This is a genomic window from Shewanella sp. ANA-3, from assembly GCF_000203935.1.
Classification (GTDB): Bacteria; Pseudomonadota; Gammaproteobacteria; order Enterobacterales; family Shewanellaceae; genus Shewanella.
In genome coordinates this window covers 226,182-249,226 of the sequence record NC_008573.1, presented here as the reverse complement: position 1 = coordinate 249,226, position 23,045 = coordinate 226,182, and the positions used below count along the sequence as shown (strand labels likewise).

Genomic DNA, 23,045 nt, shown 5'->3' with positions numbered 1-23,045 from the left:
GGCTAATTCCAACACTTTTACCGGCCGGACCTCTCCAACAGGTTAACCGGATGTTTTGCAAAATCCTCTGCAACCTCAGATTTGAGGATGGGCATCATTACCGCCTCGGGTAAGGTTTGATTTACCTGAGTGCTGGTATCGTCCATTTCAGAGTTGAGTTTGGGGTAAGGGATCCAGCCGTGGCCAGATTCTAATTGCTTGAAAATTGCGTAAGGACGGAATGGCGCGGCCCCGATACCGTCAATGCTCCAGCGAAAAGATAATAGCAGGCTTTGTGCTTCGTCAAATAGGTAATTCAAGCTCTTGGGGTCTTGAGCCCACTCGCGGTACATTTCCAAAAATAATCGCTTGGTCTTAGGTGGGATATTAGGGTCGTTGGCGATGTCGCGATACCCTTCATGCTCGATTTCTCGACCGTTAGCAACAAGCTCTGCGAACTCCTTAGCAATCCGAATGCTATCCAATGTCAGCTGGGCGGCGTAACGCACCATCTTCTCTAAATACTTGGGTTTAAGGGTGTTTGGCTGTAGCGCGACGCGATTGTAAGTGACCGGATCGTAAGCTCGAGCATGAAGGGCTCTGGCGTCCATATCATTGCTTAAACGCCAAAGGTAATCCCTCACTCGAAGTGCATTTTCACTGCCTAACGCATTCCAGCGGGGTAATTTTGAAAGTCCTGTAGCTGAATTATCGGTTTTACCAACAAGGGTGCAGGTCACGCAGCCAAACCGTGCCTTACCCCCACAACCACTGTTTTTCTGCCCCACAATGATGTCGCAAACCTCATTTGAGCCATTGCCATAAAGCTCTAACAGAAGACCGAAGTTAGTCAGGTAAGTATCGATGACGATACCTGGGACTCGTTTAATGGGATTGCTACCGGCTATCCGAAGCAGGTCAAATACCTGTTCAGTTTCCCAGTGTTTAATCGGCGCCAGCTTATACATTTTGGAGCCAGCGGCTTCTACCTGTGCCATATCAGCCAGAATTGAGCCTGCCGTAATCAAGCTAAGCCCCTGCTTCTTCATGTTGCCTGCGCGGTGATGACTTTCGGCAATGCGACTGCCTACACAGCTAACCAGTTTGTAGCAGCTGCATTCACTGTACTTTTTAATCGCTTGCTTAATGTAGCGCTCGGACGGGTCTATTTTGAGAATAATGCTGCAATCTTGGTGACGTGTAACCGAAGGCACCAGTTTTTGCCCCCCAGTATACTTGATAAAATACTGGTCATTGATTGGCGGCTGAATAATGTCGTAGCAGAGATTAATCCCAATTTGCTTTCCAAACTCCAGTAATCGCTTACGGACATAATGGACGTACATTTTAAGCGCGATGGCTTCAGCCCCCGTATCCACGGTGACGACGAGTAATGGTCTCGATGGCTCGACTAAGCCAGCCTGAATGGATTGGCGATAGGCTTCGACTGCCATTAACACCACGACTGAACTGTCTTTCCCTGAGAGCCCACAATGCAACACCACCGGCTCACTTTCAATGAGTGTGCGAAGCGCAGAAACACCTTGGTTGAATTGCTCATAGACTACTTTTAAATTTTCTTGGTCTTGTGCATCGAACTGGAAAATGTCTACGAGCTGTTGGGGGTTGTTCATTGTGAATGTCGCCTTGATCAGAGATGACTAGATGATCTCGCACATCGCAATTCACGCAAATTTCCGCTTTAAAGCCCCAGAAATAACCCATTCAATCAGCAAAATTTGCCAGATCTCGGGTTCGTGAAATCATGTCTCTATCAATTTCGATGGAGCTAAACCGATGGCCACAACAGAACATCAATCAACACTTTTGCCACTGACACTTTTCAAGGCTAAAGAAGGCCTAAGCAATAAAGCCGGAGTCACGATATACGAAGGCGTGATTACTTTCGAAGAGCTCGCCAAGCACTTTCCCGTAGAGGCCAACAGTGACGTTTTAAGCGAGCAACTGAAACGCCAGCGGGATGTGGACTCAGGTCGTGTTAACGCCCTAAAGCGGTACTGGCAGGAAACCGACGCGGCAGTATTCCCGAATATGACTTTCTTCTGTAATGAGTTGACCGTCTTAGAAGAAATGAAGATAGGTAATCGGTCCGTGGTCACTGCGGAACTTCCTGCAACGGCTGACAGATTTATTGCTGACGGCCAAGGCCGAGCCACTTTTATTAAATGGCTGTTAGCCCAATACAAAGATCATTTTAATGATTTCACCGTCAGCTTTAAGCTCATTCATATCGCTGACGAATCTCTTACCACTCCGTTTGCGACAAAGCTAATACGCCAATTATTCAGTGATTACCATGTATCACTAAAAAAACCAAATAAATCAATTAGTCACCACTTTAACAGCCGTACACCGTTTGCTGCGTTATGTCATGAATTGCTTGAAATGGAAATTAGCCAAGGCAAACGACTCAAAGACCGAATAGGGCTGCACGGTAAAATCAATTGTGGAACAATGTGGAAATTCGACCAATTCAAAGCGATGGTTCTGAAGTTCATAGGAGTCTCAGCTTCTACAGCTGACAAATCATTAGCTGACGCAGAGCACTTTGAAGTCACGCTAGGAATTTGCCGGGATTTTCTGAAGGAAGCAATCTCCAAATTCCCAGTAAACATGCTCGATGGCCAAGACTACAAATCTCAGCATGAGGCCGCCATGTTTACGAAAGTAGTGTTCACCAATGGCTTAGGTCTACTTGGTAGATCAATATTTGATGCAATTGTGGTGAACGGCACGGGGGATGACTCTTTCAGTGTGTTCCAAAATCTGAATCTACCCATTGCAGATAAAGCGGATAAATTTTGGATAAAGCACAGCGTAGTCACTCACGAAGACCACAAGATAGTTCGCGGTAGCGATAAACGAATTGGCGCTCTACTGTGTCAACACCTGAAGGTATTTCCTACGTTGGAGCTAATGGCATGATCGTCGACCTGAAAGATTATCGCTGTCCAAATGCGCAAGTGGCACTAACAAGAGTGCTTGAAGCATTTGAAATCTGCAGCACCAACGAGCTAACAATCATCACAATTGAGCCCTCTCTAGAGCGAGCACTGGTCCATAGGATTGAACACATGAGCTATACGATGTTGATAACCCAGGCAACATCGCGAGATATCACAGATGAGATTGTGACCGCTTGGGGTGTGGATGTTGACGAAGATGATATTTCAGATGTTGACCAACAACATACACTTGTTGTTACTAAGCAAAGAACGGTTTAGATGTATTTTAGGGTATAAATTTTTTCAATTGGTTGCTAATCAATAATCAGCGCGGTATATATCCTTAATGCGGCATTGTGTTTCTTTTATTTTTAGTCGAGGTATGGGATGGGTATTGGTTCGGATTTGATGGTCGAGTTCGGCGAGGAAGAGCACGAAGATAACATTAGACATGAGATTGCATACAGAGCTGCCGTCTATGTCTTGTTTAATGGCTCTGACAGATTAGCAGCTATTCAAGCTGCGACTGGGCATGTTCTAGCACAGCATGAAGCTATTGCTAATCAAGAATATGCAGAGGATGAAGATGTAATTACTTTTTATGATCCTCGCCTTAATGATAGCCCTGTGCCTTTTCAATATCAGGCACAGATATCAGCTATTCAAGCAGAATTGATTAATTTGATTTAAGTTGCCTCAAAGTAGTTAATTATCATAATAAGCGCCCTTCGGGCGTTTTTTGCTTTCCGTGACGTTCTGGCCATCGGCTAAAGGCCACGGAAACGATGGAAAATGCAAAAGTTTAAAAATATCGCTTGCCTCAGTATGACAATTGTCATACACTATGTTTAAGGTTAGTGCGTCGTGCGTTAACCATCGGAGAGCCGAAGCGCATAAGCGGGTGAGGCGAAGGAAAGTATCATGGCAAATCTATCAATCAAATCTCGTAAAACTGGTGAAACTTTTAACTTCTGGATGCCGTTAGACGGAGGATATATTCGTCTTGAATCCCAAGGTCGCAGCGGGACTTTAGGCAGACAAATTTGTGTGGGCGGTGGCTTCATGGGTAACACACTTTCCGCACGTTCTGAGGCCAGCTTTGAAAAGCAATGTCGTAGCTGGTATCGCGCTTACATGCGCAATCAATCAAATATCTAACATCAAATTTATTAAGCCCTGTAATACAGGGCTTTGGAGTCTTATGAGCCAATTACCGCGCAATCCGAGTTTTACCCCGTCCCCAAAATTAAGGGCAAACCTTGAGGAAAGGAGAGAAGGGACGACCGAGCGCCTAAATCAGATTTGGGATCGCTACGAATATTTGCAACTCCAAGCGGGGATTCACTTAGAGTCAGCAGAAAAGCAAGTGTTGTTAAATGTGCTTTCTGGCTCATTTATCGAGCCGTCTTTTATCGAGCATTTGGCGCATGAGATCATAGATTCTGATGATTACATCGAGGGAATAGATGCTGCCAAGACGCTCTACGAAAAAGTTAAAAACGCCACTTATGCTGAATTGTTAGCTACCGTAGAGCGGCTTGGATACTGAACAAGTCCTCCAAAACTAGCGCCCTTCGGGGCGCTTTTGCTTTCCGTGAAAGGCTTACGGAATACCGTGTTAAACTGATTAGGCAGTGAAAAAATCCTATTGTCTGCATATCCCCAAATAAAGAGGAAATACAGACAATGAGCCGCGCTGACGCACTAACACCTGCCCAAATCAATCGAGTCCTGAAAACCTGCCAACTCATGCAGCATAGCGAAGGTAAACGCTGTGCTGTTGTACTTTCTCACGCCGCTATGCGCGTGACTGAGATTGCACTACTCAAAACTGAACACATCCTTTTTGCCAATGGCAAAATCAAAGAAGAAATCCACCTACCAGCCAGCATTTGTAAGATGTTGAAACCAAGAACCGTTTGGCTTACAAACAAAACATCGATGGAGATTATTCAGCAATGGATTGATCACCGCTTAGTTAAAAAGTGGGGCGTATCTGGCCGCGCTGACTTCCAAGGATTAATACCCGAGTCACGGTTTCTGTATACAGTTCGTGGTGCTCCTTACTCGATACAGCCGAAACCAAGGAAGCTCGAATCAGGAGAGGTACGAGAGTATTGGGCTTGTGACTCGCTAGAGCAGGCTATGAGGGAGATCTACAGGAAATGCGGATTACCCTTGGCATCCTCACATTCAGGCCGTAAATCGCTTTCTACGAATGCAGTAGTCAATGGCGTCCCGATTGAAACAGTAGCGCGAATACTAGGCCACGCCAGCCCTGAAACTACTATCGACTATGTTGTTATTCAACCAAAGCGAATCGAAGAAATGTGCGGTCTTGATTGGGTTTAACTTGTTGCCATTTATGAGCGAATAGCGCACACTGTAAAGTTGTTAGTTTCGTAAAATTTTGAGGAATTTATGGCGGAATCCGCAGATAAAGAGGCTTTTTCGGCATATTGCCGCGCTCAAGTTGGACTTGATGCAAAAGAGGTGGCAGATCTTGCCAAAGTACCCCGCCGCACGTTCTATGATTGGTGGGCAACTCGACGTACTGCTGTTGAATTGATCGTAGATGGTATTAAACATCGCAATAGCAAAAATGTGTGAATATCGCACATTACTTGTTGACTTGTGAGCGGTATTCGCTCACAATAAGCTAAGTTGAGTAATTGTGCTGAGGCTACAAAATGAGTATAAGAGAAGTATTAGATTATTTTTCTGCTGCTGTTAGAAAGCGTTGGGATAATGCTTGTTACTCAGTAGCTTGTGATATAGAAGCTAATGTCGCTGAAACCAAACCATGACATAGCAGCATACCTAGGAACAAGTACTTAGCTAAAACATATAACCATACATTGACATAAAATGTACTCATAGTCTGACAAATAGGAGCAACTATAAAATAACTAAAGTGAGAAACTGTAATTTTACTACGAATGTCTATTAAACCTTAGCAAAATCACTTTGGGACAATTCTGAGTTAAAGTCTTAACTCTAATTCGTCAATTTCAGATAAAAATTTCTATGGGGATAATACCCTCTTAAAGTAATAGAAAAACAAACTCCTAAATGGGTATCTTTGAGATCCCAATCAATACTATGTACCGTATTGAAATTTTAACCTTACAGTCGTTTACGACTCAGAGAAAACCAAGTTTGTTGCTATGACTATGTAACTGGCCTATTAGGTTTGCAAACCGCAAAAATTAGATGTCAACTTCTTCCAGGCAGTCATCATCGTAACTAAGTAATGTATAAATAAACCCGTCTTTGAGTACAATTGAGCTTGCATATAACTCCAGTAACTTCATGCCATCTCGCTCTGGTGTAACCCAATCTATCGGGTCTACAACGTCAAAGTCACTAGGAAATGCCTCTTGGCTGACATTTGTACAAGAATCCAATTGCTCTGAGGATAGGTTAGTTTGGTTTATATAAAAATTAAAATGCTTTGTAGGAACAAAACGCTTAAATTGCTTGTTTTGGTGGATTACCATCGCCACAGGCGCTTTCTCAAGCCATGATAGTCTTCTAAAAACAGCCTCCAAAGAGGTGTCGCATAGATCGGATATTTGTTTGATGTTATGCCAGTTTACGTCGCCATCAGTCAAAGACTTAACCAATCGCTTTGGCATTAGTAGCCCAGATGCAAAGCCATTAGCTTGGCGTTCGAGCGGATCTTTAAAATAATCTCCAAGCTCAGAGTTGCCACACGCAAAATCTTGAGAGGAGCCTTGCATTATGTGCATACAAACGTGGCCTGCTTCATGTGCCGCAGTGAAATTTAGCCGCCGAGAATCTGGAATATTGCTATTAATAATAATTCCAGCCCCATCTTGACTACCGATTGCCTTACCTAAAAACTGATCGGATACAAATGCATGGAATTCCATTCTGATAGGAAAGCTTTCGTCTGAAACGGCATTAATAAATTGAATTACTTTGATCGGTAACTGATCAAAACCCAGATCTTCAAGTAAAGATTCGGCCTCCATTGCTCCTTTTTGTTCTTCCATACCAACTCCTTACTTCTTGGTGAAGCGTTCCATCATTTCTCGCAATATACGCTGATCCTGTTCTGGCAGCTTATCAAGTTCTCCCCATTTTCGGTAGAACTCAATCGTTTTATCTCCAGAATCTTCTGGTGCATCTTCTCCTGTTATTTCATAAGGTTTAACACCCAATGCCGAAGCGATTTTCCTCAGCACAACAATAGTTGGCATTCGGCCTTCGTCCTTTTCGATCATGCTCAGTGCTGCCGCTGTTATCCCAGCTTCGCTAGCGAGCCTTGCCTGTGTCCAGCCAAGTAATTCTCGCATGTGCTTTATGTTTTTGCTGATAAGTGCGGCTTGCTGAAGTTTGTCAGCCATAAAATAACCCTCCGTTAATTTTTATATTAACAGCAGTTGATCTATTTAGCTAGAAGGCGTATGTTTGTAAACGATGGTTAATAAATTAACTTCTGTTAATAACCAGCGAGAGCGACATAGGTGTAGGTGCAGACCTTGTTCACCTGTGAGTTTGTCTTAGAGAGATTTGCAGTGAACAAATTTATAAGAGGTAGCTAACTATGTCTTTACAAAACCAATTCTCAAAATTTCACGACAAAATTAAATTAGGACGAGAGGATGATACTTACCGGGAAGCCAGGTCGAAGGACTCTAGTATCCTGGATGATTTAAGGGATGAATTTAAAAACGCAGGTTATCCAATAATTGAAACGTTTATTCAAGGTTCTTTAAGCACGCATACAGGCATAAAGCACCCAGTGGCTGACTTTGATATCGATAGAGCAGTTGTTATTGATGCAGATAATGCTCCTGATGATCCGGTTGAAGTTAAAAAACTTGTTCTAAAAGTTTTGGAAAAGCGTGGTTTTAAAAACGCAAGAATAAAAAAGCCTTGTGTCACTGCTGACTACATGAATTTAAACCTACATATCGACATAGTCATATACCGGAAACTAGGTCAGCAGTATGAACTGGCAGTCGGTAAGTTGAACTCAAATGTAGAAAACCGTGTGTGGTCTCCTGCAGAGCCAAAAAAACTGATAGAACATATTAATGATAGCAGCCAATACATCGGCTCTGCAGACCTGAAAATCAGACAGGTCAAACGTTTGGTCAGATACGTAAAACGCTGGAGAGATGAAAAATTCGGCCAAAATGTAGGCAAAAAAGTGTTTTCAATTGGACTCACACTAATGTTGAAAGATAAGTTCAGTCCATCTATCAGCAATGACGGTAAACTCAGTGACTTGCAATCGCTACGCGACACTGTTTCAGCAATTTTGAATGCCAATTATTTCCAGTGGGTTGATGATGGTAAGTACAAAATCGATGTGCGGTTACCGGTTCAACCATACAGAAATGTTTTTGAAAACAGTAGTATTGACACAGGAACACAGCTCTATAACAAGCTAAATGCAATGTTGACTAAACTCGATCAAGCATTAAACGAAGATTCTTTGCGTAAACAATGTGAAATCTTGCAAGGACTGTTCGGTGGTGACTTTGAAGTACCAGAAAAGGAGCAAGACAGTAATGCCAAAAAAGTGGCTTACAGTAGCGCTGGGGTAGTTGGAACGTCACAGGGGGCATAGTGTGCTAAGCGAAATAAAACAGCACCTTATCAACCAGGGCTTCAACTGCACAACCAGTGAAGTAGCTGGAGGTGAGAGGATCGTAGTGGAAACAACGATCCTTAATCATGGTATACAATTAATGCTGGTAGCAGATCCTCCCTACTACCGCCTGCCCGAATTTTTCTTAATTAACCCTGATTCCATTGGCAGGTTGGCTCATGTCTCTGTTCATGAATATGCAGGGATTCAGATTGGCACTGTTTGTGTTAATGCTCCAGAGTCACTGTCAGTAAATTTCGAACAACCACTATTAGTCGTAGAAGAATCGCTTCGGAGGCATATCTTGTTGTTAGAGAAATGCATAACGAATCCAGATTGGAACCATAGTGAATTGCTTCGTGAGTTCTCCAGTGAATGGTTGCGAATCTGTGCTCCAGATAGCTTTAAACCCCTACTGGCAAATATCGCAAGGCCGGTTCTACAAACATTATCGGTATATAGGCCAGTAGGTGGCAAGCAATTTGGCATCGAAAGCCACTATATGGTTCATCCGGCTGACGATTCGCTTTCGGTTATCAGTGATATTCAATTATCTATAGATAAGGGTAATCGACGCATAGCAGGAAAAGCGGTTGTTATTCCAATCGAGACACTTACTCCTGCACCTAAACATTCAGATGCTCTCGATGAATGGTATTTAAATACAATATCTTCGCTACCGGTAAAGGTTAGAAGTGATTTACAACAAAAATACGGTCAATGGCGTGAAACTGCTTATTGGCTCGTGTTTACTGCCAAAACTGTTAATGATGAACGTACTTGGTTCGCACTGAAACTTAGCGGTAAAACCAAAAATGCGCTACCACTATCAGATGAAAAGCTGAAAAACTGGAAATTGGAAGCTTTACCAATACGGCTATTCAATCAAGAGAATACTGTGGAACGTGGTGGAGGCATTCTGTCGTTAGCAGACAAAAAGGTAGCAGTGATAGGTGTTGGCTCAGTAGGCTGTGAAATTGCGCATAAGTTATCTGCTGCCGGAGTCAGGCATCTTACGTTAGTAGATCCTGATGTATACGAAATCAATAATCTGTATCGCCATGTTTTAGAACAGCATTGGGTAGGAGCACCTAAAACCGCAGCCCTAAGTGTCGCTCTTCAACGACAATTCCCCTGGTCTTGTGCACAATGGAAATTAGATAAACTGATGGAGTTTGCTCGCAGTAGCCGTATGAATGATTTTGACCTGATTGTCATTGCTATAGGCAATCCGACCCAGGAACGGTTGTTTAAACAATACCTTTTGGATAACAACTCAAAAGTTGCTGTCATGAACAGTTGGTTGGAAGGTTTTGGCGTTGGCGGCCACGCAACATTAGATATCCCTAGTTCAGAGGGATGTTTATTGTGCTCTTACGTTTGCCAAGAAACAGGTGTAAGAGGGCTTGTGTCAAATATGAATTTTATCGAACCCAATCAGGTAACCATGAAAAATATCGCTGGCTGTGGGGAACAATTTATTTCATATGGCGCAGCAAGTTCGGCTCAAACAGCTGTAATGGCAGCAAATTTGGCCATTCGGTATTTGGAAGGCAAACAAGCAAAGTCATGTAAAGTCAGTTGGAAGGGCTTAGATGAAGATGCAATGGCGGAGGGCATCAGGCTGACTCATCGTTACTACAATTTCAGCAGTTCGCTTGAATACTTACCTTTGGTTGATGAGGACTGTGATGTCTGCACTCATTGAGCAAGATACGGGCATCAAAGATACGAAAATTTACCTTTCCGAAGAACTAATTGACGTTTGGTATTCTTACAGGCAGATGTCACGTGATAGAAGTGAAGCTTTTGGAGCATTAATTGGTTCTCAGTCCGCTGACGCTAATGAATTTTGGCTAGAACACTGTACTACCCCTCAGAAAGAAGATTCTGCCACCAGAGTTAACTTTAATATGCGTGCTCCTCATCACCAGAAATCAGTTAATTCTTATTACGAAAGTTCGCATGGCAAACTAGGCTACTTGGGTACATGGCACACACATCCTGAACCAACACCCACCCCATCGTATATAGATATTGCAGATTGGAAGAAATGCATAAAACGTAACCCTGACAGAGAATTAGTCTTTGTAATTGTTGGTCAGAAAGACGTCTGTATCTTTCGGGAAATTAACGGGTCATTTAAACGAATTTTTAAGGAACAAATCGATGACTGACGAGAGGCTACATTTTCATCAAGCATGTTTTTATCCCATAGAGTCAATTGACAAGCTCGCAGAGTTTCTATTGGGCATTAAGACTTTTTTTGTGTGGGAGCATGTTGGATTACTTACCGATGAGCGTGTAAAAAACCAGATATATATATTGTATTCACATGAGTTCCGAGCCAGTTTTCGGCTTAACGTAATTGATGCGGAGCTTAAGGATGCTCTAACATTGATGGATTGTGGGGATAGTCTTGAGGTTCGCCACCTCCAGGGTCGCAACATATCTCAAAACGAATATGGAACAATAGAGTCGCTATTTAAAATATGGAATTCCTGTGTTAGCCAATCTAGAGTCTTGCCAGTCAATGACGTTATCGACTATATCTCTAGGAATATCGAACAGCGATTTAATAAAGGTCGTGGTAAAGATTTCACACAGTCCACAATTAATCAAGTGATGCGTGATAGTCATGGCTATTGTATGTTTGAAGGCTGCGGGGATAGATTGGATATTGATGATCTGACGGGGACATCTGGTAACTATTCATACTTGGCTCACAATGTTGCGTCATCCGAGAGTGGCCCAAGGGGTATACCTTATCTATCCGAAGAACTTTCTAATGAGCCAGCTAATATCTTGCTTCTATGCGACAAACACCACCGATTAATAGATCGAGTTGCGTGTGCTGATTACCCTGCATCCAGACTTACTCAAATGCGAACCGAGTTTTTAATTAATACTGAGAAATTACTTGAAGGACTGAGTTTCCAGCCTATTCCTGTATTTTCAGTTCTTTGGCCGGTAGGAGGCCATGTTGTTTCTCCCCCTGAATCAAGAGACATTGCAGGAAGCTTATCTAGGTTAAGAACTCGCATGAGAGGAGCATTGAATAATCTTAGTGACAATGAACGCCGATACAGAACCAAACCTGAACGGTTTACCAAAGAAATGGATGAAATTGTTACAGAGGAAGCAGAAACCATAGTTAATCAAACAAAAAATTATGGATATCGAGCGGCGCTATTCGCATTTGGGCCAATGCCTGCTTTGATCGGATTAGGAGCGTGTCTAGGAAATAAATCTGAAATCACGCCAATGCTCAGATACCGAGATGGAAACTGCTGGGTTTGGCCTCAGGATTCTCGCTCAGAAACACCTTACAAGGTGAACTGGAAGAGCGAAATAGGAAAATCATCAGAAGTCACGATCTCTATAGCATTAACTCAATATCCTGAAGTAATGAAAAAGACTGCAACAGCTCTCGGTTATCCTGAGATTGAAATCGTAGCCAAGCAAATGGGTAATGCGGCGATCCCGCATCCGGAAAACGGGTTAGAATTAAAAAGTGAACTTCATGCAATACTGCAAAAACTTCATGACCAATTTTCTGTGAAGCGTGTTCACTTGCTCATCTGTGCATCTAACGCTGCTTGTGTATTCATAGGTCAAGCCTTTGATCTCTATCAGCCAGCACTTCTTGTATATGACTTCGATGGTGACGAAATGAGGTCTAAACTGTCGATAACTCAAGTAAACGGAAAAGTTAATCTATCAATACCTCAATGAGTAGCCATCGTTAGAAGAGCCACTCTGTAGCATTACTAAAATTTGGTCAACTGGCGGTTTACAGAGGAGTAAGGATACATATGACTTTTAAGATTTTAAGCATTGATGGCGGTGGAATACGAGGGGTTTACCCTGCGCACATACTTAAATGTTTCGAAGAAAAACTCGGAATCAATCTCTTAGAGTCATTCGACATGATAGCTGGCACTAGTACGGGTTCCATAATAGCGGCTGGTGTTGCCTGCGACATCCGCGCAACCGAAATAGTTAACATGTACAAAGAACATGGCGAAGATATTTTCAAAAAGAAAAAGTCGAGAATACCTTTTAAGAAGCTTCGAAACATTACGCAACCGTTGCTTGAAAGCGTCTATGACTGTGGCAGTTTATATAAAGTTCTTAAAGGTGTTTTCAACGATAGTACGCTTGGGCAAATTGCCAAGCCTCTGATTCTACCTGCAACGGATGTTGGTAACGGCGGAGTTCATGTATTTAAATCGGCTTATGACCCAACGTTTAATCGCGATAGGTTGGTCAAAGTCAGAGATGCTGTTCTAGCATCTTGCTCAGCCCCAACATATTTTGACCCTCATAAAGTTGATGAGTACTTGTTATCAGATGGTGGTCTGTGGGCAAACAACCCAGCATTAGTGGCTGTTATCGATGCCCAAAAACGACTGGGGATAAATTACGATGATATACAAGTGGTATCCATCGGCACCGGTCATTCCAAAGTCGCCTATGGTTTAAAGCACAAGGGAGACTGGGGTCTTGCAACGGGCTGGAGGCATAAAGAATTTATAAGTTTCATGCTATCGCTTCAGAGCCAAAGCGCGTTGAATTATCTAAAGCTTCATTTGAAGCCTGAGCAAATATTAAGAATTGATTTTGAGTCAGATACTGATCTGCCACTCGATGACGTTTCTGAAATCGATAATTTGATCAGTTTAGCCGACAAGAATTTTACATATGGAAGTAAAGAGATTAGCAACTTTGTCTTAGGAGGAAATGTATCGTGACTCAAATAGTTTCTAGGGAAGAGGCCCTATTAACAGCGGCGAAAAAGTTGGATATTTCACCGACTAAATATAAGCAAGCGATTGATCGCTTTAATTCAATGAAAACGCACCTAGAGCAAGGTAACTATCCTGGAACATTTCGTGTCCCAGAGGTATACCTTCAAGGCTCTTTTAAGCTTGGAACAGAAATCCGCCCATTCAAAAATAGTAAAGATGCAGATTATGACATTGATTTGGTCTGCAACTTGGGGCATTCAAAACAGGCTGTACTAGCCTCCACTGTAAAAAATCAGGTTGGGGAACGGATTAAAGAGAATGGCACTTATTCCCGATTGTTAGATGATGAAGGAAAGCGCTGCTGGACTCTTAACTATGCTGAAGATGATGGGGTTGGATTCCATATGGATATACTCCCTTCTGTTGTAGAAAACAGTTTATTAGCCCGACCTCAATCAATTGCAGCTACAAATAAAGATCAAGAAAACAGCTACTCTTGGACAACGAGCAACCCGAAAGGATTTGCTGCATGGTTTTACGAAAGAAATGGCACTGTATTTGAACAAGCAAAATTAACTCAGAAACAACGCATCTTCAACAATCAAAGACAGTTGTACAATTCGATTGACGATGTTCCAAATATCCACGTTAAAACGCCGTTGCAGAGGGCCATTCAGCTATTAAAGAGACACCGTGACGTAAGGTTTTCACAATCAGATATTGAAACCTTCAAACCAATCTCAATGATCATTACTGTATTAGCTGCCAATAGTTATAACAATGAAGCAACTATCTATGACACGTTGAGAAATCTAATATCATCTTTAAACCAGCACTCTCATCAATTAAGCAATAGCTTTGTTTTTAATGATTACTACGCAAGAAATACCTACACATTGATAACTCGCACATCTGATGGGAAGTGGCTTATCCCCAACCCTGCTAATCCGGGAGAAAACTTCGCTGACCGATGGCATGAGGATGATAACGCAAGAGCAAAAGCTTTTTTCCGATGGGTGGATTGGCTCAGAGACGATTTCATCAATATTGATACCTTTATCGAGGAAGATAAGTTAACTAAGTCACTTGTTGATGTATACAAACCAACAAATCTACCTGCACTAAGCTTTAATGTGCCCCATAAGGAACAACTTCGATACCCTATTGTTGCAAACATATATTCAGCGAATATAAAAGCAAGTTATAAATCCAACATATATTGGAAAGAGTTTCAGTCTGGACAGCCTTTACTCAAAGGAAAGGAGTTAAAGTTCAAACTTAAGACTAATGTTCCTGCACCGTTCGACGTTTATTGGCAGGTAGTAAACACAGGTCAAGAGGCGGCAAATGTAGGGCAGCTTAGGGGGGAAATATCTACTCAATCAAACACGTCTGCAGACGAAATTTATCGAACAGAATCCACCTCCTACACTGGTGATCATTGGGTTGAGGGATTCGTCATCAAAGATCGTGTATGCGTTGCGAGAACTGGTGAATTTGTCGTAAGCGTCAGAGATAGGTTCGCTGTATGAATAACGTGAACTTCCAAGAAGAATTAAGTGCAAAAACTACAACACTTACGCTGCTAACTAATCTAGGCGTTGTAACATTACAAAAATTTGGTCAACTGATGAAATTCTGTAATGACGGCAAAAAGTTTCTCTGGCACGCTTTGGGGCAATATTGATTTACATTGGGAAGTGGTCATTTTCATATGATTCAATCAACGAAATCCATTTTTCAAGTTCGTCACCTTCGGCGGTATTAGGCAATGCATCAAACAGTTCGTCAATTCGCTTTAAAGCAGCTCGATACTCTTCTTCAGAACTTATTGATTTCTCTACACTATAAGGAATGACCTCTTTTCCAACAGAGGGGGCATCAAGCAATTCTGCTAAATCATTAGGTATTGGGGCCGTTGGATCACATTTTGAGAGCAATGTATTGAATTTCGAATTCTTCATTTAGTTCCTCCAGTCAAATCGCAAATGATCCTGAATACAATGTGGAGCAATACCAAAATATGGTCAACCCAACAGGACCGAACATTACAACTTCGGCCACAGATAAATTGAAAAGGGTCAAAATTAGCATTTTATCATAGGCAAACAGTCCCACTTGGTTGTGTACTGAGGGCTAAGCAGTTCTCGCCGCATAGCCCACTTTTGTTCGATTCCCTGTGCAGCTAAGAACAGCGTATCACGGCCATACCTAAAGTTAATGCCATCAAGCGCTTGCATCAAAGCAGGATTAGCTTTTGGCGCATTAAATAAGTCGAATTGCTGACGCTTGTCACAAACGAGGTTGATGAGCCCAACTCCGATTTTGTAGTAACGTACACCTTCTCTGAATAATTTGGGTGCAGCCGCTGAGACAGCCTGCGTCATTTCGACCGTGCTATTTGTCGCACATGGGAAATGGATCAGCGTTTTAAAGCTTTTAGGTTGATCATCAAAAGGCGAATTACTGGCGAACAGTAGCATTGATTTGCAACTAGATCCCTGTGCCCTTGCCTTCGCTGCTGCAATTCCAACATGCTTACTCAATGCCTGCAGTAAAGAGTTAAAATCGGTTATCCGCTCACCAACTGAACGAGTTGAAAATATCTGCTGTTTATCGGCTCTTGCCTGATCCCATTGTTTGCACTCGATGCCATTTAGCTCACGAACCGTACGCTCGATTTCAATGCTAAATTGCTTACGAGCATGCCCTGCAGGCATTTGTGCTAGGTCGTAGGCCGTTTTAATATTCATCAACTCTAGTTTTTTACTAATAGGGGACGATAGAGAAAACGGACAAAATCGTACGCTAAGCGTGCGGCCTGTCAGGTTGAGGCCCTAGAGGTTGCAGGCGAGTCGTCAGAAAATGCTGGAATCGGCCCTATTCTGACACTGCCCAAGGTTCCGGCCTGACGCCCAGTTAGGGCATGCCTCAATCTGACGGCTGCGAACCGCCAGGGACAGGCGCAATGTCAGATTCTGTCGCGGCCTTGGCGCGTGCCTGGAAGCGTTCATAGCAATCCAGCCCGCAGAAATGTTCGACGTATTCCGCGCCTTCCGGGGTGAAGGCGGCATCGAGCGGAATTTCTTTGCAGCATACGCAGCAGGTGGTGCAACTGGCAGTGTTCGGGGCGTTTGCGTTCATGGTGGTACTCCTCCAGATTGGTAGCGAAGCTCAAAGCTGCCCACTCTCGGCTGGCTGGGAAGCGGTCATGATCTTCCCTTGAAGGCCCGCAGCAGCCGCGTCACAGACAGGACAAACAAGCCGGTCAGCGTGAGGGCTGCAATACCCCAGTGCTCCCCGATGAACGCGCCGGCCGTCGTGCCGGCTAGCACAATGGCGAGAATCGGCAAATGGCAGGGACAGGTGAGCACGGCCAGCGCGCCCCACAAGTAGCCGGTGATCGGTTTGTGCGTCTCAGACGGCAAGTGCTCTGGGCTGTTCATGGCAGACTCTCCGCGTGCTGTGCCGGTTCGGTTGGCATGGCGGCCAGTTGCATTTCGAGGCTGGCCAGGGCCTCGCGCCGACGCTCGACGAGTTGCCGCAACACGGCAAGCTGCGCAGACGCACCGTCACCGTCCGCAGCATCCAGCGCCCGGCACAGCCGCGCCAGTGCGTCCAGGCCGATACCCGCTTCGAAGGCAGCCCGTACAAAGCGCAGCCGTTGCAACGCGGTGTCATCGAACAAGCCGTAGCCGCCCGTGGTGTACGCGACCGGCCGTAGCAATCCGCGCAGCAGGTAGTCGCGCACGATATGCACGCTCACCCCGGCATCAAGGGCCAGCCGGGACACTGTGTAGGCGCTCATTGAACACCTCCTTTTCCTCATCCGGCGCAGCACGAAAGCTGCTTCACGTCCTTGCTGAAGGTCTGCGCCGCGAGCTTCAGCCCTTCGACCATGGTCAGGTAGGGGAACAATTGGTCGGCCAGTTCCTGCACGGTCATACGGTTGCGAATGGCGAGCACCGCCGTCTGGATCAGTTCACCCGCTTCCGGGGCCACCGCTTGCACGCCGATGAGCCGTCCGCTACCTTCCTCGATGACCAGCTTGATGAAGCCGCGTGTGTCGAAGTTGGCAAGCGCACGCGGCACGTTATCCAGTGTTAGCAGGCGACTGTCGGTCTCGATCCCGTCGTGATGTGCTTCCGCCTCGCTGTAGCCCACGGTGGCGACCTGCGGGTCGGTGAACACCACGGCCGGCATTGCGGTCAGGTCCAGGGCCGCATCGCCGCCAGTCATGTTGATCGCCGCACGAGTGCCGGCCGCTGCCGCCACATAGACGAACTGCGGCTGGTCGGTGCAGTCGCCGGCCGCGTAGATGTTCGGGCTACTGGTGCGCATGCCCTTGTCGATGACGATGGCCCCCTGCGCATTGACGGCTACCCCCGCCGCTTCCAATGCCAGGCTGCGCGTGTTCGGTGTCCGGCCGGTGGCGACCAGCAGCTTGTCGGCGCGCAATTCACCGTGCGTGGTGGTCAGCACGAATTCACCGTCCATATGGGCGACCTGGCTGGCTTGCGTGTGCTCCAGCACCTCGATGCCCTCGGCACGGAAAGCGGCTGTCACCGCCTCGCCGATGGCCGGGTCTTCACGGAAGAACAAGGTATTGCGCGCCAGGGCCGTGACCTTGCTGCCCAGCCGGGCAAAGGCTTGCGCCAGCTCCAGCGCCACCACCGACGAGCCGATTACGGCAAGGCGTTCGGGAATGGTGTCGCTCGCCAGGGCCTCGGTGGAAGTCCAGTAGGGTGACTCTTTCAAGCCCGGAATCGGCGGGACCGCCGGGCTGGCACCCGTGGCGACCAGGCAGCGGTCGAACATCACGACGCGCTCGCCACCCTCGTTCAAACTAACGATAAGGCTCTGGTCGTCCTTGAAACGCGCTTCACCGTGCAGAACGGTGATGGCTGAATTGCCGTCCAGGATGCCTTCGTACTTGGCATGACGGAGTTCTTCGACACGGGCCTGCTGCTGGGCCAGCAGCCGCTCGCGCAAGATCGTCGGCGGTGTGGGTGGCATGCCGCCGTCGAATGGGCTTTCCCGGCGCAGATGGGCGATGTGGGCGGCGCGGATCATGATCTTGGACGGCACACAACCGACGTTGACGCAGGTGCCGCCGATGGTGCCGCGCTCAATCAGCGTGACCTGCGCGCCTTGCTCGACGGCCTTCAGTGCTGCCGCCATCGCGGCTCCACCGCTACCAATGACGACGACCTGCAACGGGCGTTCGTTGCCACTGGGCTTATCAGCGGCCCCTATCCAGCCGCGCATCTTGTCGAGCAGGCCGGCGCGGTTGTCCGTCGGTGGCGCATCGGCAAGCGTTGCCTCGTAGCCCAGTCCGGCCACGGCGGTAGTCAGCGCATCCGATGACGTGCCCGCCTCAATGGCGAGTTGCGCTGTGCCCTTCGGATAGGACACCAGCGCCGATTGCACGCCGGGCACTTTCTCCAAGGCTTCCTTGACGTGAGCCGCGCACGAGTCGCAGGTCATCCCGGTGATTTTCAGGGTGGTCATGTATTTTTCCTTTTCTGTGGTGGCTACGGCTGTTGCCGTCAGCCACGTTGTTCTGGCAATTCACAGCTGTCCGGCCCGCAGCGGCGATGTGCTGGCGAGATGAAATCCCAGACCGACACCCCAACCATCAAGGCCAGGCCGACATAGAGCAGTCCACCGCTCTGCCAGCCGTAAGCCCGCATTAAAAACACCGCTGCCAGTACCAAGATCGGGCCTATCGTGCCGAGCGCCGTGCGTCGCCACTGTCGATGATTGAGCCAAGCGATAGCATTGGCGAGTAACGCGATGCCGGCGAACATCGGCAGCAGGATGCCAATGAATAGCCCCTCGTACTGGCTCAAGAAGCCCAGTCCGATGGCCGCGCCAAAGCTGGCGATGGCAGGAAAACAGGCGGCGCAGCCCATCGCGGAAACGACGCTGCCGAGCGCGCCGGTTTTGCCAGCGATGCGCGTGATGAGTCCCATGTGTCGCTCCCGAGTTCGGTTAACGGATCAGCGTTTGAGGCTGGACGGATAGCCCGCGTCCTCGGTCGCCTTGGTCAACTTCTGGACGTTGGTCTTGGCATCGTCGAAGGTGACGACGGCCTGGCGCTTGTCGAAACTTACGTCGGTCTTGCTCACGCCCTCAACCTTGGAAAGCGCGTGCTTGACAGTGATCGGGCAAGAGGCGCAGGTCATGCCAGGCACGGACAGCGTGACGGTCTGGGTGGCGGCCCACACGGGGGCAACAACGGCAGCGAGGGCGAGGGCGGCAAACAGTTTTTTCATGATGAACTCCTGTGATTAATAGAAAAATGGCATGACGTAGGGAAATCCGAGCGAGACCAGGACCAGCGCGGCCACGATCCAGAAAATGAGCTTGTAAGTAGCTCGCACTTGGGGAATCGCGCAGACCTCACCCGGTTTGCAGGCTTGCGCCGGGCGGTAGATGCGCCGCCAGGCGAAAAACAGCGCGACCAGCGCTGCGCCGATGAAGATCGGGCGATAGGGTTCCAGCACCGTCAGGTTGCCGATCCATGCCCCGCTGAACCCCAAGGCGATCAAAACCAGCGGCCCCAGGCAGCAGGCCGACGCAAGAATGGCGGCCAGCCCACCGGCGAAGAGCGCGCCGCGCCCGTTTTGTGGTTCAGACTTTTGTGGTTCAGACTTTTGTGGTTCAGACTTTTGTGGTTCAGACATACGCTTGTCCTTTCAAATTTGGTTTGGATAGCTTAAGCTTACTTCCGTAGTTATGTACGGAGTCAAGCGATATGCAAATTAATTTTGAGAATCTGACCATTGGCGTTTTTGCCAAGGCGGCCGGGGTCAATGTGGAGACCATCCGGTTCTACCAGCGCAAGGGCCTGCTGCCGGAGCCAGACAAGCCCTATGGCAGCATTCGCCGCTATGGCGAGGCGGATGTAACACGAGTGCGGTTCGTGAAATCGGCCCAGCGGCTGGGCTTTAGCCTGGACGAAATCGCCGAGCTACTGCGGCTGGAGGATGGCACCCATTGCGAGGAAGCCAGCGGCCTGGCCGAGCACAAGCTCAAGGATGTGCGCGAGAAGATGGCCGACTTGGCACGCATGGAGGCCGTGCTGTCTGAACTGGTGTGCGCCTGCCATGCGCGGAAAGGGAACGTTTCCTGCCCGCTGATTGCGTCACTGCAAGACGGAACGAAGCTCGCTGCATCGGCGCGGGGGAGTCACGGGGTGACTACGCCTTAGCGTGCTTTATTTTCCGAATTCTGAGACGACCCCAACTAGCGAAATGTTACAGATTTAATAGGGGTCTTAGTCTGCGAATCTTCATGGGAGACGGGACTAATCAGAGCCCTCGCTCTTGGATAACATTAGACGCTCGCGCGCAAAATTCCACCCATTCCGATAAGGCGGCGTATAGAGCCTTAGCGGCATCTGAGGTTGGCGCGTACTTATCTCTGTCGCAAGCCCATCTGGTGAACCGCTTCAGGGTATGCAGGCATCGTAGTCAGTGTCTGAGGGTCGGTTGAGGTCAATTTTGACTTCAAGAATCTAGACGTGGAGGGGAGGCCTCATGCCCGGCAAGACTTTAATTTCCATTGGCATGAGGCGCATGTTATTCGTGAACAGGCAAGATCCAAGTTTAAGCTTGTTTACTGATATTTTGCGGAGCCGATGAACTTAGAGAAATGCTCGCACCATATTTGGACCGTTGTAAACTCGTTGACGTTGACGCTTGCAGGAATGGTTTTCTTGAAATTCCCGAAGTTTTTCAATTCGCCAATCAGAATTGCTTCTTTCTTTATGTCCAAAAACGATTCTTTGTCGGTGGCTTGTTTCTTTGTCAGGTAAATTTTGTAGTCTGGACCAGGTGCTACATCACCTTTAAATACAATTTCGTTATCCGTAACAAAAAGTTGTCCATTCGCCCAGTGAAGGGCGTCGCTGCCTTTCTGATCTTTCTTGAACTCTCCGCTATACTTTGCCACCTTTTGCACTTCTTCAATTTCGGCGATGGTGGCGTTTTCTTGTGCTGTCAAAATCGGAAGTATATAGATCCCTAGCCCAACTCCCGCGCCAAACAGAGCCAGGTGGGACGCGAGCAGAATTATTTTTAATTGCTTTTTCATGGGTTGCCTCATGCAGTGAGTTATTTGGTGTGTCCATCATAATAGCTGGTTGCAGGATCTGAGTGCAACACGGTTATTGAATTGAAGCGGGAGCATCATGCCGCATCACCACGGCTTCTTGCATCACTTCGCCCATCACCTCGATCGGGCATTTGAAGTCGAAGCGTTTGCGCGGTCGCATATTCAGTTGCAAAGCGATGGCGTCCAGGGCTTCCTGACTATGCACCGACAAGTCCGTGCCCTTGGGCAGGTACTGGCGGATCAGTCCATTGATGTTCTCATTGCTGCCGCGTTGCCAGGGGCTGTGCGGGTCGCAGAAGTAGATCGCCACCCCGGTCCGCTGGGTGATCTCGGCGTGCCGCGCCATCTCCCGGCCCTGGTCGTAGGTCATGCTCTTGCGCACCGCCAGCGGCATGCCATTGAGCGCCGCACTGAAGCCCTCCAGCGCCGAGGTCGCCGTCGCGTCGGCCATCTTGATCAGCATCAGGTAGCCGCTGGTACGCTCCACCAAGGTGCCCACCGCCGAGGCATTGGCCTTGCCCTTGATCAGGTCGCCCTCCCAATGGCCTGGCATCAGCCGGTCTTCGACCTCCGGCGGGCGCACGTGGATGCTGAGCATTTCAGGGATCTGGCCGCGCCGATCGACGCCGCCAGAGCGCGGCCTGCGACTCGTCTTGCCCTGGCGCAGGCAGATGATCAGCTCCTTGCGCAGGCCACCGACCGGCAGGGCGTAGATCGCGTTATAGATCGTCTCGCGGCAGACGTAGGCCTCTCTGAGGCTGGGTATGTTCATGCTGCGCAGCTTGCCGGCAATCTGCTCGGGAGACAAACCCTCACGCAGCATATGGACGACCAGCTCGAAGCGCTCACTGCCCGGCAGCAGCTTGCACTGAGGCCTGCAGACCTGGCGGCGGACCTGCATCTGCTGCTGGGCAGCACAGGCCTGGTAGCGGGTGCCAGGGGCCCGGTTGCGGCGCAGCTCCCGGCTGATGGTCGAGGGGGAGCGGCCGAGCATCCGGGCAATTCGCCGCTGGCTGAAACCTTGGGCAAGGCCGAGTTGAAGGGTCGCACGTTCGGGGATACTGAGTTCGTGATAGGACATAGTGGCAGCACCGTACCGGAAAGGTCAGGTGTTGCACTCAGTTTTTGCGGCCGCCGTGCGTGATATGGCTTTGAGGGGAGGTAGTCGAAAGAATATTGGTATCTTTTGGGAGTTCTAAGTTTCGACCCGTCACTGGTAAATTCTGGCGCATAAGAGCCTCAAGGGTTGGCTGTTTTATTTTATTGTATTCGGCATTAAGCCCAATTTCTTGAGCGTTACGATAAAGCTAAATAACTGTGCGAAATAGTAGATCACTCAGGTAAGGGAACTCAATGCAGTTTGCGCGATCAGATCAGTCGCCAAACAAACCAAACCCACAAACGCATTGAGTATGAACAAAATAGCATTTTTGTACGGCGCTGAACAATGATTGACGATCTAACGCTCCAGAACCAAATCAGGGATCTGGCTTTAGCGAGTCGGAGCGAACCGACCGATGGTTGGCGTACCGAAGAGCTTGACCCTAAGTTGTGGAACGGTTGGCGTAAAATGATTCAGGGGGACCGGCTAGAAATCGCTGA

General features: G+C 47.5%; 27 protein-coding genes and 1 pseudogene. 14 read left to right on the top strand and 14 right to left on the bottom strand.

Annotated elements, in window-relative coordinates; genetic code table 11:
• Positions 1-17: 17 nt before the first annotated feature.
• Positions 18-1,613 (bottom strand): phosphoadenosine phosphosulfate reductase family protein, encoded by a 1,596-nt coding sequence (locus SHEWANA3_RS22845; RefSeq protein ID WP_011711675.1) that lies wholly within the window; start codon positions 1,611-1,613, stop codon positions 18-20.
• 163 nt (positions 1,614-1,776) lie between these two features.
• Here SHEWANA3_RS22845 and SHEWANA3_RS22840 point away from each other — a divergent pair, with 163 nt between their 5' ends.
• The 7 genes from SHEWANA3_RS22840 (at position 1,777) to SHEWANA3_RS22810 (ending at position 5,555) form a co-directional block, all read left to right on the top strand.
• On the top strand, positions 1,777-2,925 hold the full coding sequence (locus tag SHEWANA3_RS22840) for a DGQHR domain-containing protein (RefSeq protein ID WP_011711674.1): 1,149 nt from the start codon (positions 1,777-1,779) through the stop codon (positions 2,923-2,925).
• Positions 2,922-3,224: a hypothetical protein gene (locus SHEWANA3_RS22835; RefSeq protein WP_041413373.1), complete on the top strand. Its 303-nt coding sequence runs from the start codon at positions 2,922-2,924 to the stop codon at positions 3,222-3,224. Before SHEWANA3_RS22840 ends, SHEWANA3_RS22835 begins: the two co-directional genes overlap by 4 nt.
• A gap of 108 nt (positions 3,225-3,332) precedes the next feature.
• Positions 3,333-3,635 carry a hypothetical protein gene (locus tag SHEWANA3_RS22830; RefSeq protein WP_011711673.1) on the top strand — a complete coding sequence of 101 codons (303 nt, stop codon included), beginning with the start codon at positions 3,333-3,335 and terminating at the stop codon, positions 3,633-3,635.
• A 231-nt stretch (positions 3,636-3,866) separates the two neighbouring features.
• Positions 3,867-4,103 carry a hypothetical protein gene (locus SHEWANA3_RS22825; RefSeq protein WP_049796112.1) on the top strand — a complete coding sequence of 79 codons (237 nt, stop codon included), beginning with the start codon at positions 3,867-3,869 and terminating at the stop codon, positions 4,101-4,103.
• A 43-nt stretch (positions 4,104-4,146) separates the two neighbouring features.
• On the top strand, positions 4,147-4,494 hold the full coding sequence (locus SHEWANA3_RS22820) for a hypothetical protein (protein WP_011711672.1): 348 nt from the start codon (positions 4,147-4,149) through the stop codon (positions 4,492-4,494).
• A 137-nt stretch (positions 4,495-4,631) separates the two neighbouring features.
• Complete coding sequence (locus tag SHEWANA3_RS22815) at positions 4,632-5,297, top strand: site-specific integrase (protein WP_011711671.1); 666 nt, start codon at positions 4,632-4,634, stop codon at positions 5,295-5,297.
• Between the two features lie 69 nt (positions 5,298-5,366).
• Positions 5,367-5,555: a hypothetical protein gene (locus SHEWANA3_RS22810; protein ID WP_041413370.1), complete on the top strand. Its 189-nt coding sequence runs from the start codon at positions 5,367-5,369 to the stop codon at positions 5,553-5,555.
• A 599-nt stretch (positions 5,556-6,154) separates the two neighbouring features.
• Here SHEWANA3_RS22810 and SHEWANA3_RS22805 read toward each other — a convergent pair.
• Positions 6,155-6,964 (bottom strand): ImmA/IrrE family metallo-endopeptidase, encoded by an 810-nt coding sequence (locus tag SHEWANA3_RS22805; RefSeq protein WP_011711670.1) that lies wholly within the window; start codon positions 6,962-6,964, stop codon positions 6,155-6,157.
• Positions 6,965-6,973: 9 nt separating this feature from the next.
• Positions 6,974-7,318, bottom strand: a complete 345-nt coding sequence (locus SHEWANA3_RS22800; RefSeq protein ID WP_011711669.1) for a helix-turn-helix transcriptional regulator — start codon at positions 7,316-7,318, stop codon at positions 6,974-6,976.
• A gap of 200 nt (positions 7,319-7,518) precedes the next feature.
• On the opposite strand from SHEWANA3_RS22800, the gene SHEWANA3_RS22795 reads away from it, so the two are divergent.
• From SHEWANA3_RS22795 to SHEWANA3_RS22770, 6 genes are all read left to right on the top strand, one after another.
• A complete protein-coding gene (locus SHEWANA3_RS22795; RefSeq protein WP_011711668.1) occupies positions 7,519-8,550 on the top strand; it encodes a nucleotidyltransferase in 1,032 nt (343 codons plus the stop codon).
• A gap of 85 nt (positions 8,551-8,635) precedes the next feature.
• Positions 8,636-10,279, top strand: a complete 1,644-nt coding sequence (locus SHEWANA3_RS22790) for a ThiF family adenylyltransferase (RefSeq protein WP_243578511.1) — start codon at positions 8,636-8,638, stop codon at positions 10,277-10,279.
• A complete protein-coding gene (locus tag SHEWANA3_RS22785) occupies positions 10,263-10,748 on the top strand; it encodes a Mov34/MPN/PAD-1 family protein (protein ID WP_049796111.1) in 486 nt (161 codons plus the stop codon). The genes SHEWANA3_RS22790 and SHEWANA3_RS22785 overlap by 17 nt, the downstream gene beginning before the upstream one ends.
• Positions 10,741-12,306 carry an SAVED domain-containing protein gene (locus SHEWANA3_RS22780; RefSeq protein WP_011711665.1) on the top strand — a complete coding sequence of 522 codons (1,566 nt, stop codon included), beginning with the start codon at positions 10,741-10,743 and terminating at the stop codon, positions 12,304-12,306. The genes SHEWANA3_RS22785 and SHEWANA3_RS22780 overlap by 8 nt, the downstream gene beginning before the upstream one ends.
• 80 nt (positions 12,307-12,386) lie before the next feature.
• On the top strand, positions 12,387-13,325 hold the full coding sequence (locus SHEWANA3_RS22775) for a CBASS cGAMP-activated phospholipase (RefSeq protein ID WP_011711664.1): 939 nt from the start codon (positions 12,387-12,389) through the stop codon (positions 13,323-13,325).
• The gene (locus SHEWANA3_RS22770; protein ID WP_011711663.1) at positions 13,322-14,854 is read left to right on the top strand and encodes a nucleotidyltransferase; all 1,533 of its coding nucleotides are present in this window, start codon (positions 13,322-13,324) and stop codon (positions 14,852-14,854) included. Before SHEWANA3_RS22775 ends, SHEWANA3_RS22770 begins: the two co-directional genes overlap by 4 nt.
• A 156-nt stretch (positions 14,855-15,010) precedes the next feature.
• Here the strand turns inward: SHEWANA3_RS22770 and SHEWANA3_RS22765 are convergent, their stop codons facing one another.
• The 9 genes and pseudogenes from SHEWANA3_RS22765 to merT all read right to left on the bottom strand — a co-directional run bounded on the left by SHEWANA3_RS22765 (position 15,011) and on the right by merT (position 20,011).
• Positions 15,011-15,286 (bottom strand): transcriptional regulator, encoded by a 276-nt coding sequence (locus SHEWANA3_RS22765; RefSeq protein WP_041413367.1) that lies wholly within the window; start codon positions 15,284-15,286, stop codon positions 15,011-15,013.
• Between the two features lie 123 nt (positions 15,287-15,409).
• Positions 15,410-16,096: pseudogene (locus SHEWANA3_RS22760) on the bottom strand (DUF4113 domain-containing protein); the annotation flags it as partial.
• A 157-nt stretch (positions 16,097-16,253) separates the two neighbouring features.
• Positions 16,254-16,466: a DUF3330 domain-containing protein gene (locus SHEWANA3_RS22755; RefSeq protein ID WP_000993245.1), complete on the bottom strand. Its 213-nt coding sequence runs from the start codon at positions 16,464-16,466 to the stop codon at positions 16,254-16,256.
• A gap of 65 nt (positions 16,467-16,531) precedes the next feature.
• The gene (gene merE, locus SHEWANA3_RS22750; protein ID WP_001087807.1) at positions 16,532-16,768 is read right to left on the bottom strand and encodes a broad-spectrum mercury transporter MerE; all 237 of its coding nucleotides are present in this window, start codon (positions 16,766-16,768) and stop codon (positions 16,532-16,534) included.
• Positions 16,765-17,130 (bottom strand): mercury resistance co-regulator MerD, encoded by a 366-nt coding sequence (gene merD, locus SHEWANA3_RS22745; RefSeq protein ID WP_001277466.1) that lies wholly within the window; start codon positions 17,128-17,130, stop codon positions 16,765-16,767. Before merD ends, merE begins: the two co-directional genes overlap by 4 nt.
• 17 nt (positions 17,131-17,147) lie before the next feature.
• On the bottom strand, positions 17,148-18,833 hold the full coding sequence (gene merA, locus SHEWANA3_RS22740; RefSeq protein WP_000209296.1) for a mercury(II) reductase: 1,686 nt from the start codon (positions 18,831-18,833) through the stop codon (positions 17,148-17,150).
• A gap of 38 nt (positions 18,834-18,871) precedes the next feature.
• Positions 18,872-19,297: an organomercurial transporter MerC gene (gene merC, locus SHEWANA3_RS22735; protein WP_000522996.1), complete on the bottom strand. Its 426-nt coding sequence runs from the start codon at positions 19,295-19,297 to the stop codon at positions 18,872-18,874.
• Between the two features lie 27 nt (positions 19,298-19,324).
• Positions 19,325-19,600, bottom strand: a complete 276-nt coding sequence (gene merP / locus SHEWANA3_RS22730; protein ID WP_000732275.1) for a mercury resistance system periplasmic binding protein MerP — start codon at positions 19,598-19,600, stop codon at positions 19,325-19,327.
• 15 nt (positions 19,601-19,615) lie between these two features.
• Entirely contained in the window at positions 19,616-20,011 is a 396-nt protein-coding gene (merT, locus tag SHEWANA3_RS22725) for a mercuric ion transporter MerT (RefSeq protein ID WP_001294653.1), read from the bottom strand.
• 71 nt (positions 20,012-20,082) lie between these two features.
• On the opposite strand from merT, the gene merR reads away from it, so the two are divergent.
• Positions 20,083-20,538, top strand: a complete 456-nt coding sequence (gene merR / locus SHEWANA3_RS22720) for an Hg(II)-responsive transcriptional regulator (RefSeq protein ID WP_001166628.1) — start codon at positions 20,083-20,085, stop codon at positions 20,536-20,538.
• 407 nt (positions 20,539-20,945) lie between these two features.
• Here the strand turns inward: merR and SHEWANA3_RS22715 are convergent, their stop codons facing one another.
• Both SHEWANA3_RS22715 and SHEWANA3_RS22710 read right to left on the bottom strand, forming a co-directional pair.
• Positions 20,946-21,422, bottom strand: a complete 477-nt coding sequence (locus tag SHEWANA3_RS22715; protein WP_011711661.1) for a DM13 domain-containing protein — start codon at positions 21,420-21,422, stop codon at positions 20,946-20,948.
• Between the two features lie 73 nt (positions 21,423-21,495).
• The gene (locus SHEWANA3_RS22710; RefSeq protein WP_011711660.1) at positions 21,496-22,524 is read right to left on the bottom strand and encodes an IS30-like element ISShes10 family transposase; all 1,029 of its coding nucleotides are present in this window, start codon (positions 22,522-22,524) and stop codon (positions 21,496-21,498) included.
• Positions 22,525-23,045: the final 521 nt, after the last annotated feature.

Excerpts from the sequence above, each read along its gene's own strand:
- SHEWANA3_RS22845 (WP_011711675.1), bottom strand. The coding sequence starts at position 1,613 with ATGAACAACCCCCAACAGCTCGTAGACATTTTCCAGTTCGATGCACAA.
- SHEWANA3_RS22840 (WP_011711674.1), top strand. The coding sequence starts at position 1,777 with ATGGCCACAACAGAACATCAATCAACACTTTTGCCACTGACACTTTTC.
- SHEWANA3_RS22835 (WP_041413373.1), top strand. The coding sequence starts at position 2,922 with ATGATCGTCGACCTGAAAGATTATCGCTGTCCAAATGCGCAAGTGGCA.
- SHEWANA3_RS22830 (WP_011711673.1), top strand. The coding sequence starts at position 3,333 with ATGGGTATTGGTTCGGATTTGATGGTCGAGTTCGGCGAGGAAGAGCAC.
- SHEWANA3_RS22825 (WP_049796112.1), top strand. The coding sequence starts at position 3,867 with ATGGCAAATCTATCAATCAAATCTCGTAAAACTGGTGAAACTTTTAAC.
- SHEWANA3_RS22820 (WP_011711672.1), top strand. The coding sequence starts at position 4,147 with ATGAGCCAATTACCGCGCAATCCGAGTTTTACCCCGTCCCCAAAATTA.
- SHEWANA3_RS22815 (WP_011711671.1), top strand. The coding sequence starts at position 4,632 with ATGAGCCGCGCTGACGCACTAACACCTGCCCAAATCAATCGAGTCCTG.
- SHEWANA3_RS22810 (WP_041413370.1), top strand. The coding sequence starts at position 5,367 with ATGGCGGAATCCGCAGATAAAGAGGCTTTTTCGGCATATTGCCGCGCT.
- SHEWANA3_RS22805 (WP_011711670.1), bottom strand. The coding sequence starts at position 6,964 with ATGGAAGAACAAAAAGGAGCAATGGAGGCCGAATCTTTACTTGAAGAT.
- SHEWANA3_RS22800 (WP_011711669.1), bottom strand. The coding sequence starts at position 7,318 with ATGGCTGACAAACTTCAGCAAGCCGCACTTATCAGCAAAAACATAAAG.
- SHEWANA3_RS22795 (WP_011711668.1), top strand. The coding sequence starts at position 7,519 with ATGTCTTTACAAAACCAATTCTCAAAATTTCACGACAAAATTAAATTA.
- SHEWANA3_RS22785 (WP_049796111.1), top strand. The coding sequence starts at position 10,263 with ATGTCTGCACTCATTGAGCAAGATACGGGCATCAAAGATACGAAAATT.
- SHEWANA3_RS22780 (WP_011711665.1), top strand. The coding sequence starts at position 10,741 with ATGACTGACGAGAGGCTACATTTTCATCAAGCATGTTTTTATCCCATA.
- SHEWANA3_RS22775 (WP_011711664.1), top strand. The coding sequence starts at position 12,387 with ATGACTTTTAAGATTTTAAGCATTGATGGCGGTGGAATACGAGGGGTT.
- SHEWANA3_RS22765 (WP_041413367.1), bottom strand. The coding sequence starts at position 15,286 with ATGAAGAATTCGAAATTCAATACATTGCTCTCAAAATGTGATCCAACG.
- SHEWANA3_RS22755 (WP_000993245.1), bottom strand. The coding sequence starts at position 16,466 with ATGAACGCAAACGCCCCGAACACTGCCAGTTGCACCACCTGCTGCGTA.
- merE (WP_001087807.1), bottom strand. The coding sequence starts at position 16,768 with ATGAACAGCCCAGAGCACTTGCCGTCTGAGACGCACAAACCGATCACC.
- merD (WP_001277466.1), bottom strand. The coding sequence starts at position 17,130 with ATGAGCGCCTACACAGTGTCCCGGCTGGCCCTTGATGCCGGGGTGAGC.
- merA (WP_000209296.1), bottom strand. The coding sequence starts at position 18,833 with ATGACCACCCTGAAAATCACCGGGATGACCTGCGACTCGTGCGCGGCT.
- merC (WP_000522996.1), bottom strand. The coding sequence starts at position 19,297 with ATGGGACTCATCACGCGCATCGCTGGCAAAACCGGCGCGCTCGGCAGC.
- merP (WP_000732275.1), bottom strand. The coding sequence starts at position 19,600 with ATGAAAAAACTGTTTGCCGCCCTCGCCCTCGCTGCCGTTGTTGCCCCC.
- merT (WP_001294653.1), bottom strand. The coding sequence starts at position 20,011 with ATGTCTGAACCACAAAAGTCTGAACCACAAAAGTCTGAACCACAAAAG.
- merR (WP_001166628.1), top strand. The coding sequence starts at position 20,083 with ATGCAAATTAATTTTGAGAATCTGACCATTGGCGTTTTTGCCAAGGCG.
- SHEWANA3_RS22715 (WP_011711661.1), bottom strand. The coding sequence starts at position 21,422 with ATGAAAAAGCAATTAAAAATAATTCTGCTCGCGTCCCACCTGGCTCTG.
- SHEWANA3_RS22710 (WP_011711660.1), bottom strand. The coding sequence starts at position 22,524 with ATGTCCTATCACGAACTCAGTATCCCCGAACGTGCGACCCTTCAACTC.